Source organism: Amycolatopsis sp. NPDC033938 (genome assembly GCF_055575975.1).
In genome coordinates, this window is sequence record NZ_JBVIRO010000013.1 from 235,125 (window position 1) to 246,221 (window position 11,097).

Consider the following 11,097-nt stretch of genomic DNA (forward strand, 5'->3'; position numbering starts at 1 on the left):
CACTCGACTACACACCGCGTTTCGTCATGACGCCGGGTATTGGCTCGTACGCAGCAGGTTCGCCAGGTGGACGGCGTTGCGGGCCAGGGTCGCGTTGGTCGATTCGACCGCTTCCGGGGTCTCGTCGAGGTCGTTGTAGTCCCCGCCCTTCATGGCCTCGCCGTTCCAGTACGTCCCGCCCTGCGCGGGCAGGGTGAACCCGATGTCGTTGAGCGCCTGGAACAGATCCGCGGTGATCTTGTGCGCTCCGTCCTCGTTGCCGACGACCGCGGTGACCGCGACCTTGCCGAACATCGACGGCCTGCCCTCGTCGTCGGTTTCGGACAGTTCGGCGTCGAGCCGTTCCAGTACGCGTTGGGCCACACTGGACATATGCCCGACCCAGGTCGGCGTCGAGATCAGGACGATGTCGGCGGCGGCGATCTTGCGGCGGATCTCAGGCCAGGCGTCGCCTTCGCCCATGTCGGCCTCGACGCCGGGTTTGACGTCGTGATCGACGACGCGCACCAGTTCGCCGGTCACCCCGCGTTCGGCCAGTTTGTCCAGCACCTGCTGGGCGATGAGCCCGCTGCTCGTCGGGGACGGCGAGGGTTTGAGCGTGCACACCAGTGCGAGGGCCTTCAACGGCTGGGTCATCGTGTCCTCCTGTTCGGATCGGTGCCGAGTCCGGTGTGGGCGAACCCGGCCCTGGCGACGGCCGCCGGGTCCAGGAGATTCCTGGCGTCGACGACGACGGCGCGTTCGGCGGCGGCGGCGAGCCGGTCCCAGTCGAGATCACGGAACTCGGGCCATTCGGTGAGCACCACCAGCGCGGCGGCGTCCTTCGCCACCAGATACGGATCGTCGACGACCTGGACGATGTCGGGTTCGACCGATTCGACGCCGGGGTCGTAGCCGGTCAGGATCGCGCCGCCCCTGGCGAGTTCCCCGGCGATCGCCAGCGCGGGGGAGTCCCGCAGATCGCCGGTCCCCGCCTTGAACGCCAGCCCCAGCAGCCCGATGCGGACGCCCTTGAGCGAGCCGTCCGGAGCGCCGGTGACCGCCAGCCGGATCTTTCGCGTCACGGCGGCCTGCTGACGCGCGTTGGCCTTCATGGCGTCGCGCAGGATGCCGAAGTCGACGCCCGCGTGTTCGGCGGTCCGCAGCAGCGCGGCGGTGTCCTTGGGCAGGCACGAACCGCCCCAGCCGGGGCCGGGGGAGAGGAACGCGGGGCCGATCCGCGGATCGAGCCCCATGAGCCGCCCGACCTCGCGGATGTCGGCACCGTAGTGCTCGCAGAGTTCGGCGAGGATGTTCACATAGGACACCTTCAAGGCCAGAAAGGCGTTGCTGGCGTACTTCGCCAGCTCGGCACTCGCCGGATCGGTGAACCAGACCGGAGCGTCGGTCTCACCGTACAACGCGGCCACCCGTTCGGCAGCGCGCCGGTTCTCCTCCGTGGAGCCCAGCACGATCCGGTCCGGGTTCAGGAAGTCCTCGACGGCGTGGCCCTCACGGAGGAATTCGGGATTGCTCACCACCGGCAGATCCGGCCTGCCGAGCAACTCCGGCAACCGCGCGCCGGTGCCCACCGGAACGGTGGACTTCGTGACGACGACACATCCCGGTTCGAGCAGGTCGGGCAGGGTGGCGACGACCTCTTCGAGGATACGGACGTCGGCGTTCCCGCCGTCCCCTTTCGGGGTGGGCAGGCACAGCAGGACGAAGTCCACATCGGACAGTGTCTCCGGGGCCGTGGAGAACCGGAGCCGGCGGCAGTTCAGTCCGTCGTGGACCAGCTCTTCGAGGCCCGGTTCGGCGATGGTGAGCTCGCCGCGGTCGAGCGCGTCCACTTTGGACTGATCGTTGTCGACGCAGATCACCCGGTGGCCCAGATGCGCGAAGCACGCGGCACTCGTCAGCCCGACGTATCCGGCGCCGATCACGCCGACCCGCTCAACCATGCGACACCCTTTCCCCGAGCAGACCTTCGGCCGCGGTGAGGACGCGGTCTTCCCGCAGCAGCAACAGACCCGGATCCGGCCGGTCGGCATGCGGATCGCCGACGTCGCCCACCCAGAGCACCACGTGCTGCCGTGCCCCAGGCGGCGGTCCCCAGCGGCACGGCGGGGTCGGCCCGAACAGCAATACCGAAGGCGTGCCGTACGCGGTCGCGAGATGCCCGGTGCCGGTGTCACCGCAGATGACCAGCTTCGCCTCGGCGACGGTCGCGGCGAGTTCGGCGAGACCGGTGTTCCCGGCGAGGACGGCGTCTTCCGGCAGTCCGGCGGCCTCGGCGATCTCCCTGGCGAGCGGTACCTCGGCAGCGTTGCCGGTGACGACCACCCGGTGCCGTCCGGCGAGCTCCCGCGCCACACGCGCGTAGCGCTCCGGCGGCCAGCGGCGGGCCGCGAACGCGGCACCGGGGTGGATCACCACGGCACCGGGTGCCGGACTCGGTCCGGGCGGTGGCGGAAGGCCCAGCGCGGCACGCTCCGCCGGGATGCGGGCCGCTTCGAGCAGGCGGCACCAGCGGTCGACCTCGTGCACGTCCGCGGGCCAGTCCGGGCCGTCGACCTCGGGAAAGTCCGGATGCCGGTGGGTGATCAGTTCGACCGGATCCTGCGCGAGCAGGTCGTGGATGCTCTCCGGCCCGCGGCCATGGAGGTTGACCGCGAGCCGTGGCGGTTCACCGGGCCACGCCAGCTCGCCGAGACCCGCCGTCGGAAGAAGTTCGTCCACCGCGTCGATGAGTTCGACGATGTCGCGGAGACCTTCCGGGGCGGCGAGGACGAGCCGTTCGCCGTCGAACGCCCGCCGCAGGGCACGCAGCGCCGGGACACCGGTGAGCAGATCGCCCAGGCCGAGCGCGCGCAGTACGAGGATGCCGCCGCTCACGGCCAGGACCCCTCTTCCGACGCGCACACCACGAGTTCCCGTACCTCGCAGCCGGGCGGCTGCGACAGCGCGAACACCACACTCGCGGCGACATGCTCGGGCTGGTTGAGCTTCGCGTCCGGCGGCGGCTTGTACTGCTCGGCCCGGTCGTCGAAGAACGCCGTATGCATCCCGCCGGGGACGAGCAAGGTCACCCCGACGCGGCCGGCGAGTTCCATGGCGAGCGCCCTCGTGAAGCCGACGACCCCGAATTTCGAGGCACAGTAAGCACTCGCGTCACCCGCGACCCGGACCCCGAGTGTCGAAGCGCAAGTGACGACCGTGCCGTGGCTTTCGCGCAGATACGGCAGCGCGGCGCGGACGACCGCGGCCGTACCGAGCAGGTTGACCCGGACCACGCGTTCCCAGTCCTCGGTCGACACGGCGTCGAGTGCCCCGCAGGCATCCGTACCCGCCGCGGTGAACACCCCGTCGAGCCCGCCCGCGCGTTCGGCGAGCGTCCGCACGGCGTGCTCGGCCGCGGCGGAATCCGCCAGGTCAGCTTGGACGAAGTCGACGTCGGCGGCGGGTTCGGCGCGGTCGATGACGAGCGGGGTACCGCCCGCCTCGCGGACGGCCTCGATCGTCGCGGCACCGAGGCCGGAGGCGCCGCCGGTGATCAGGATGTTGCCGAGAGAGCGCATCATGCTCCTTCCGCCGCGGCCACCAGCCTGGAGGTGGAGTAACCGCGGATGGTCGGGATCAGGACGATCTCGCCACCGTGCCGACGGACGACGGCGCTTTCGGGGAGCTCCGTGTCCGCGTAGTCGCCGCCCTTGACCCAGACGTCCGGGCGCAGGCGCTCCAGCAGTGCGGCGGGATCGGGTTCGTCGAACACCGCGACGGCGTCGACGGAACTGAGTTCGGTGAGCAGCCGGGCGCGGTCGCGAGCGGCCACGATCGGCCGTCCGGGCCCTTTCAGCCGGCGGACCGACTCGTCCGAGTTGAGACAAACGATCAGCGCGTCGCCGAGGGCGCGTGCCTGGCGCAGGAGACTGGCGTGTCCGGGGTGCAGCAGATCGAAACAGCCGCCGGTGGCGACCAATCTGCCACCCCGGGCGCGGACCCGTGCGGCGACATCGAAGGCCGACGCGCCGTGGTGCCGGGAGTCCTGCTCGGGTTTCATGTCCATAGTGGACAGAGTCGCGGCGCCGCCGGTCGCGACGAACCGGGCCGCGGTCTCGACGCCGGCGGCCACCGCGTCGCCGGTGGACGCCCCGTCGAGCAATGCGGCGGCCGCCGCGGAGGCGAAACGGTCACCCGCGCCGCAGGTGTCCTTGGCGGTGATGCCGGTGGGCGGCCGGAACGTCGCGCACCGCTCTCCGTCGGTCAGGACGGCCCCGTGCTGACCGGTGGTGACGCTGACCGCTTCGACGGGCCACCGCTCGTGCAGCCGCTTGGCCAGGTCTTCCGGGCCGGACCGGGTTTCGGTGAAATGCTCGGCCTCGGCCAGATTCGGCGTGGCCAGCCGTACCCCCGGCACCGGTTCGGCGCCGCGCGGATGCGGATCCCAGACGACCGGGATCACGCCTGCCAGCTCCGCGAGCAGCTTGCGGACACCCGGATGGGCGGTCACTCCCCGGCCGTAGTCGGCGACGAGGATCGTCCCCGCCGAACGCAGCGCGTCCCGCACCTCACGTGACAAGGGCGCCATGTCCGCCGTGCCGTCACCGCTGTCGAGGCGGACCAGGGACTGCCCGGCGGCCCGCACCCTCGTCTTGGTGACGGTGGTGCCCCGCAAGGGCATCGGGACGAGCGTGATCTCGCGCTCCAGCAACCCGGCCAGCGCGCGGCCTTCCTGGTCACCGCCGAGCGGCGCGACCAGGACGACGTGGGCGGTGGACCGCGCCGCGAGCAGCGCGGCGAGTCCGGCGCCGCCGGGCCGGCGCCAGTGCCGCTCGAGATCGACCACGGGAACGGGGGCGTCCGGGCAGAGACGATCCGAAGTGCCGTCGATGTCGACGTCCAGCAGGGCGTCCCCCAGTACGACCAGCGGCCTCACGTCGGCACCCCGAGCGCGTCGTCCAGCGCGGTGCACAAGGCGTGGACCAGCGCCAGATGGACCTCCTGCACAGTGGCCGTGGACGCGGCCTCCACCGGGATCGCCTCATGGCACAGCGCGGCGAGCGGATTCGGGGAGGGGCCGGTCAACGCCCACGTCGTGATGCCGAGTTCGTGGGCGGCCTTGGCCGCCGCGACCACGTTCTGGCTGGTACCGCTGGTCGACAGGCAGACGAGGAGGTCACCGGGACGGCCGTGCGCCCGGACCTGGCGGGCGAACAGCTCGTGTTCGCCGTAGTCGTTGACGATGGCCGTCCCCGCGGAGGTGTCCGCGTGCAGGGCGATCGCCGAGAACGGCCGCCGGTCGTTGCGGAACCGGCCGACCAACTCACCGGTGAGGTGCTGGGCTTCGGCGGCGCTCCCGCCGTTACCGCAGGCGAGCAGTCGCCCGCCGGAGGACAGGACGGTGGCCAGATGGTCACCCCAGTCCCGGAGTTTCGGTGCCCAGGAAGCGGTTTTCCCGGCCGCGTCACTCAACGCGGCGAAGTGTTCTTCGATCACGAGACACCTCCGAAGTCGTTCAAGGAGTTCACGGGCGGCGGACCACGAACGGACCGATGGCGAGCAGGTCGATGGGCGCGGAGCCGAAGCACTCGAGCGCGTCCCGCGGTGAGTCGACCATCGGCCTTCCCGCGGTGTTGAGACTGGTGTTGACGACGGCGGGTACCCCGGTGCGCCGTTCGAACGCCGTCAGCATCCTGGCCACCAGTGGTTCCTGTGCGGGATCGACGGTCTGCACGCGGGCGGTGCCGTCGACATGGGTGACCGCCGGGATCCTGTCCCTCCATTGTGGAGCGACGTCGTGCACGAAAAGCATGTAGGGGCTGGGAAGCGGGCCACGGGAGAAGACCTCACCGGCGCGTTCGGCGAGTACCATCGGCGCCACCGGCCGGAACTGTTCGCGCCCCTTCACGTCGTTGAGCCGTTCGAGATTGGCCTTGTACCCGGGATGCGCCAGCAGCGAACGATGGCCGAGCGCGCGCGGGCCGAACTCGGCCCGGCCCTGGAACCAGGCCACGATCCGGTCGTCCGCGAGCGCCTCCGCGACCGTTTCGGCGACGTCGTCCGGCCGCTCGTAGCGCAGATTCGCGGTCTTGAGCGCGCTTTCCAGCTGGTCGTCGGTCCAGCCGCGACCCAGATCGGCGCCGGACATCGGCTCACCGCGCTCACCGAAGTCGGCCGCGAGCTGCAGGGCCGCGCCGAGCGCGGTGCCCGCGTCACCGGCGGCGGGCTGCACCCAGATCCGGTCGAAGGGGCCTTCCGCGTGGAGCCGGGTGTTCGCGACGCAGTTGAGCGCGATTCCGCCTGCCAGCGCCAGATCGGTGTGGCCGGTGTGCTCGTGGAGCCCCTTGGTCAGTTCGAGGAGGACGTCTTCCAGACAGCGCTGGACGCTCGCGGTCAGGTCCGCGTGCACCCGCCGCGGTTCCTGGCCTGGTTCGACGGCGGGTGCGAACGACGCCCAATCGACCGGATCGGTCCGGAAACCCAGGCCGTCGGTGTGGACGTGCTCGCGGATCTGCTCGAGGAACCGTGGTGTCCCGTAGGAAGCCAGCGCCATCACCTTGTACTCGTCGCTGGAGCGGGCGAACCCGAGGTGTTCGGTGAGGTCCTCGTACATCAGCCCGAGGGAATGGGGGAGTCGCTGCTGCGCGAGCTCCTCGAGTTTGCCGTCGCGGTACTCGCCGGCGAGGTAGGACGTGCTTTCACCGCGGCCGTCGGCGACCAGGACCGCGCAGTCGCCGAACGGTGCCGCCAGCGCGGCGGACGCGGCGTGCGCGACGTGATGCCGGACGAAGCGGACGATCGCCGGGTCCAAACCGGGCAGGGCAGCCTTGAGGAAGTCGGGCGCCCGGCGGGCGAAGTCGGTCCGCAGGCCTTCGTTCTTCCCGTCATGACCATCGAGACCGGGCTCGACCAGCGCCGGGTCGTAGGAGTAGCCGACCGCGTCGAGATCCTGCGCGGAAATGCCCGCTTCGGCGAGGCACCACGCGGCCGCTTCGGCCGGTTGTTCCCAGGCGGAGAAGGGGACCGGTCGTTTGCCGTGTTTGCGACGGCTGAACCGTTCCTCCTCCGCCGCGGCCACGATCTCCCCGTCGACGACCAGCGCGGCGGCTGGATCGTGGAAGACGGCGTTGACACCGAGAATGCGCACCTGGCCACCTCTCTGTTCGGGGGAGGCGGGCCGTGACCCGCCTTGCTCCTCTAGCGCTACCCGGTGCGATCGGTGATAAACGACCGGGGCGCGAAAGCCCAGGGCGTCGCTACTCAGCGAAGCGGCTCAAGGGGGTGGTGCCGGGCGTACCAGTCGACCGTGCGCGGGAGTCCTTCCGCCATCTCGATCTCCGGTGCCCAACCGAGTTCGCGGCGGGCCAGCGAGATGTCGGGGCAGCGGCGCGTCGGATCGTCGACCGCCGCGTCGATGTACTCGATCACGGACGAGCTCCCGGTGATCGACACGACCTCCTCGGCGATCCGCAGCACGGTGAGTTCGTGGGGATTCCCCAGATTCACCGGCCCCGGCAGATCGGAAGCCGCCAGCGCCAGCAGGCCCCGGACGGTGTCGTCGACGTAGCAGATCGACCGGGTCTGCTGTCCCGTCCCGGTGACGGTGAGCGGTTCGCCGCGCAGTGCCTGGCAGATGAACGTCGGGATCATCCGGCCGTCGTCGGCGCGCATCCTGGGGCCGTAGGTGTTGAAGATCCGGGCGATGGCGGTGTTCACCCCACGCTCCCGGCGCATGGCCGAGGTCAGTGCTTCGGCGTACCGCTTGGCCTCGTCGTAGACACTGCGCGGGCCGATCGGGTTCACATTGCCCCAGTAGTCCTCGCGCTGCGGATGTTCCCGCGGATCGCCGTAGACCTCGCTGGTGGACGCGAGGACGAAGCGCGCGCCGTCGCGTTCGGCGATGTCCAGGGCGTGCTCGGTGCCATACGACCCCGCGCGCAGCGTTTCCAGCGGAAGACGGAAGTAGTCGCGTGGCGAGGCGGCGGAGGCCAAATGGAAGACGACGTCGAAGCGGTCTGGCTCGTCCAGTGGCGCGGTGACGTCCCGTGTCGCCAGCCGGAAGCCGGGAAGATCAAGGAGATGCTCGACGTTGCCCGCGTCGGCGGTGGCGAAGTTGTCGGCCGCGACGACTTCGGTGCCCGCCGCCAGCAGCCGCTCACACAGGTGCGAGCCGACGAAGCCGGCCCCTCCGGTCACCAAGGCACGTCCGAACGCTGCGGTCATGGCGACGGGCTACCCGGGCCCACCTCGGAAAAAACTCCGTGTGAATCGGGCAGGGCGGGGTACGCGTCGGATATGCGCACATTGGTGATCGGCTGGGCGAGTTTCCGCCATGGCGAGGCGACCGCGGGTGACGTCCTCAGCATGCGCCGGATCGACGAAGCGCTGTCCACTGTCGGTGTTCCGCACGATCTGGCGTGGAGTCCCGTCTACCGTCCGCGAGAGTTGAGCTACGAAGAGGTGGATCCGGCGCGCTACAGCCACGTCGTGTTCGTCTGCGGGCCCGCGCACGGGTGGCAGGTCCGCGAGGTGCACCGGCGTTTCGCCCACTGCTGGCGGATCGCCGTCGGGGTTTCGGTGATCGATCCGGACGACGACGCCGTCACCGGATTCGATCAGGTGCTGTCCCGTGATCAGAACGGGATGGCCGTACCCGATCTGTCCACCGAGGCCGCGACCGACGAGGTACTCGTGACAGGCATCATCCTCGCCCCGGAACAGCGGGAGTACGGCGACGCGGCGCGGCACGACGACGTCCACGCCGCGGTGACGGAGTGGATCGCCGGGGTCGACTGCGGCAGGATCCCCCTCGACACCCGTCTGGCGGCTTCGGACTGGGAAAAGTGCGAGACGCCGGACCAATTCACCTCGATCCTGTCGCATCTGGACGTCGTGGTCACGACCCGGCTGCACGGTCTGGTGCTGGGGCTCCGGGCAGGTGTACCGGTACTGGCCGTCGACCCGGTCGCCGGTGGCGGAAAAGTGACCGCGCAGGCCGACGCGCTCGGATGGCCGGCGCTCGTCCCCGCAGAGGAGGCGACGCGGCCGGAGGTCCTCGACTCGTGGTGGCAGTGGTGTTCCTCGGTCCAGGGCCGGGCGGTGGCCGCCCTCCGCGCGTTGCCGACGGACAACACCCTGGTGAAGGACATGGTCAAGGCGCTCAAGACGGGGCCGATGCGATGATCGGTGCCCGGACCACGGTGGTGATCGCCACCCGGAACCGCGCTACGGAACTGACCAGGACCTTGACCGAGCTGACGGCCTTGCGGCCACGCCCTCCGGTGATCGTGCTCGACAACGCGTCCACTGACGACACCGCGGATCGCGCCGCGGGGTTTCCTGGTGTCCGGGTGGTCCGGTTACCGCGCAACCTCGGCGCGGCGGCCCGGAACCTCGGCGTCGCTCTGGCGCGGACGCCGTATGTCGCCTTCAGCGACGACGACTCCTGGTGGGCCGAGGACGCGCTCGCCGAAGCCGAGCGGATCCTCGAAGCTCATTCCGATGTCGGGCTGGTCGCAGCGAAAACCCTTGTCGGGGAAGAAGAACGGGAAGATCCGGTCGTCTCCCTGATGGCGGGGAGCCCGTTGGGTACGCCCGACGGTCTTCCTGGGCCGTCGGTGCTCGGTTTCCTCGCCTGCTCGGCCGTCGTCCGACGGCAGGCGTACCTGCAGGCGGCGGGATTCAGTCCGCTGCTGCATTTCGGCGCCGAAGAACGGTTGCTGTCCTACGATCTCGCCGCCCACGGCTGGCGGCTGTGCTACGTGGACCGGGTGCGGGCGCACCATCACCCGTCGACGGTGCGGCCGTCGCGGGGCTGGCGTGAGCGCGCGGAACTGCGGAACCGGTTGCTGATCACGGTCATGCGGCGACCGGTGCGCCAGTGCCTCGCCGACGGACTTCGCGTGCTCACCCGGGTTCCGCGCGAGCCCCGAGTGCTGGGCGCGCTCGCCGGGGTGGTCCGCCGTCTGCCGTCAGCCCTCGCGGAACGACGGCGGCTGCCCGACGGAGTGGAGCGGCAGATCCGCGTGCTCGAACACGCGCAGGGAGGCTGAGGTGCAGGACCGGATCACGGTCGTGATGATCACCCACAATCGACGTGAGCAGCTGCTGGAAACACTCGGGCGGATGACGACGCTGCCCGACGCCGCGCCCATCGTCCTGGTGGACAACGCCTCCACGGACGGATCCGCGGACGCCGTCGAGCGAAGGTACCCCCAGGTCCGCGTCCTCCGATCGCCCCGCAACCTGGGCGCGGTGGCCAGGAACGTCGCCGTCCGGGCGGTGAAAACGCGGTATGTCGCCTTCTGCGACGACGACACCCGATGGCAACCCGGCGCCTTGACGCGCGCCGCCGATCAACTCGACCGTCATCCCGCCCTCGGCGTGGTGACCGGCCGGTGCCTGGTGGAACCCGATCTGACGGAAGACCCCATCACCCCGGAACTGAGGCATTCGCCCGTACCCGGACCGGACTGGCTGCCCGGCCCCGCGTTGCTGGGCGTGATGGCGGGCCTGTCGGCCGTGCGCGTCCGCGCGTTCACCGACGTCGGCGGATTCTCCGAACGCATGTGGCTCGGCGGGGAGGAGGAGCTGTTCGCCCTCGACCTGGCCGCGCGGGGCTGGTGGATGTGCTGGGACGAGGAAATGGTGATCCACCACGCGCCGTCGACCGTCCGGGATCCACGCCGCCGGCGACAACTCGGGATCCGGAACACGCTGTGGACGTTGTGGCTGCGACGGCCGGTCTCCAGCGTCCTGCGTCGCATGGTCACCGTGCTGCGCTCCGCGCCGTTGGACCGGGCGACCGTGACGGCGGTGGCCGAGGCGGTGCGGGGGATTCCCTGGGTGCTGCGGAATCGGGAGGTGGTGCCGGTGGAGGTGGAGCGGGGGCTGGTGCTGCTGGAGGACGCGCAGCGGAACTCGGTGGCGCGGCGATATGTGGGGTGAGGTGGGCGCGGCGCCGGCGGAAGGCAGGTCTTCCGTCGGGTGCCCCAAAAGAGTCGTGGGTGGGGGGGTGGGGGGGGTTTGCGCCGTTGCCGGCAGCACCAAGGCGGCCGGATTTTAGGAGGAGGTGTCGGAGGCGCGTAGATGCGGAGGGGGCGAGTGGGCGGCGCG

11 protein-coding genes are annotated in these 11,097 nt (G+C 70.5%); 3 read left to right on the forward strand and 8 right to left on the reverse strand.

Annotated features, from left to right (window positions below):
• Window positions 1-24: 24 nt before the first annotated feature.
• The 8 genes from ACZ5ZX_RS29070 to ACZ5ZX_RS29105 all read right to left on the reverse strand — a co-directional run bounded on the left by ACZ5ZX_RS29070 (window position 25) and on the right by ACZ5ZX_RS29105 (window position 8,205).
• Window positions 25-636 (reverse strand): flavodoxin family protein, encoded by a 612-nt coding sequence (locus tag ACZ5ZX_RS29070; RefSeq protein WP_465505153.1) that lies wholly within the window; start codon window positions 634-636, stop codon window positions 25-27.
• The gene (locus tag ACZ5ZX_RS29075) at window positions 633-1,943 is read right to left on the reverse strand and encodes a UDP-glucose dehydrogenase family protein (protein ID WP_465505154.1); all 1,311 of its coding nucleotides are present in this window, start codon (window positions 1,941-1,943) and stop codon (window positions 633-635) included. The genes ACZ5ZX_RS29070 and ACZ5ZX_RS29075 overlap by 4 nt, the downstream gene beginning before the upstream one ends.
• A complete protein-coding gene (locus tag ACZ5ZX_RS29080) occupies window positions 1,936-2,883 on the reverse strand; it encodes a glycosyltransferase family 9 protein (RefSeq protein WP_465505169.1) in 948 nt (315 codons plus the stop codon). Before ACZ5ZX_RS29080 ends, ACZ5ZX_RS29075 begins: the two co-directional genes overlap by 8 nt.
• The gene (locus ACZ5ZX_RS29085) at window positions 2,874-3,560 is read right to left on the reverse strand and encodes an SDR family oxidoreductase (RefSeq protein WP_465505170.1); all 687 of its coding nucleotides are present in this window, start codon (window positions 3,558-3,560) and stop codon (window positions 2,874-2,876) included. Before ACZ5ZX_RS29085 ends, ACZ5ZX_RS29080 begins: the two co-directional genes overlap by 10 nt.
• Window positions 3,560-4,918 carry a PfkB family carbohydrate kinase gene (locus ACZ5ZX_RS29090; RefSeq protein ID WP_465505155.1) on the reverse strand — a complete coding sequence of 453 codons (1,359 nt, stop codon included), beginning with the start codon at window positions 4,916-4,918 and terminating at the stop codon, window positions 3,560-3,562. Before ACZ5ZX_RS29090 ends, ACZ5ZX_RS29085 begins: the two co-directional genes overlap by 1 nt.
• On the reverse strand, window positions 4,915-5,478 hold the full coding sequence (locus ACZ5ZX_RS29095; RefSeq protein WP_465505156.1) for a D-sedoheptulose-7-phosphate isomerase: 564 nt from the start codon (window positions 5,476-5,478) through the stop codon (window positions 4,915-4,917). The genes ACZ5ZX_RS29090 and ACZ5ZX_RS29095 overlap by 4 nt, the downstream gene beginning before the upstream one ends.
• A gap of 28 nt (window positions 5,479-5,506) precedes the next feature.
• On the reverse strand, window positions 5,507-7,129 hold the full coding sequence (locus ACZ5ZX_RS29100; RefSeq protein ID WP_465505157.1) for a carbamoyltransferase family protein: 1,623 nt from the start codon (window positions 7,127-7,129) through the stop codon (window positions 5,507-5,509).
• A gap of 113 nt (window positions 7,130-7,242) precedes the next feature.
• On the reverse strand, window positions 7,243-8,205 hold the full coding sequence (locus ACZ5ZX_RS29105; RefSeq protein WP_465505158.1) for an NAD-dependent epimerase/dehydratase family protein: 963 nt from the start codon (window positions 8,203-8,205) through the stop codon (window positions 7,243-7,245).
• Between the two features lie 72 nt (window positions 8,206-8,277).
• On the opposite strand from ACZ5ZX_RS29105, the gene ACZ5ZX_RS29110 reads away from it, so the two are divergent.
• Genes ACZ5ZX_RS29110 through ACZ5ZX_RS29120 form a run of 3 tightly spaced genes read left to right on the forward strand, consistent with a single transcriptional unit; the run spans window position 8,278 to window position 10,929 of the window.
• Window positions 8,278-9,165, forward strand: coding sequence for a polysaccharide pyruvyl transferase family protein (locus ACZ5ZX_RS29110; protein ID WP_465505159.1), 888 nt, complete (start codon window positions 8,278-8,280; stop codon window positions 9,163-9,165).
• The gene (locus ACZ5ZX_RS29115; RefSeq protein WP_465505160.1) at window positions 9,162-10,034 is read left to right on the forward strand and encodes a glycosyltransferase family 2 protein; all 873 of its coding nucleotides are present in this window, start codon (window positions 9,162-9,164) and stop codon (window positions 10,032-10,034) included. The genes ACZ5ZX_RS29110 and ACZ5ZX_RS29115 overlap by 4 nt, the downstream gene beginning before the upstream one ends.
• 25 nt (window positions 10,035-10,059) lie before the next feature.
• The gene (locus ACZ5ZX_RS29120; RefSeq protein WP_465505171.1) at window positions 10,060-10,929 is read left to right on the forward strand and encodes a glycosyltransferase family 2 protein; all 870 of its coding nucleotides are present in this window, start codon (window positions 10,060-10,062) and stop codon (window positions 10,927-10,929) included.
• Window positions 10,930-11,097: the final 168 nt, after the last annotated feature.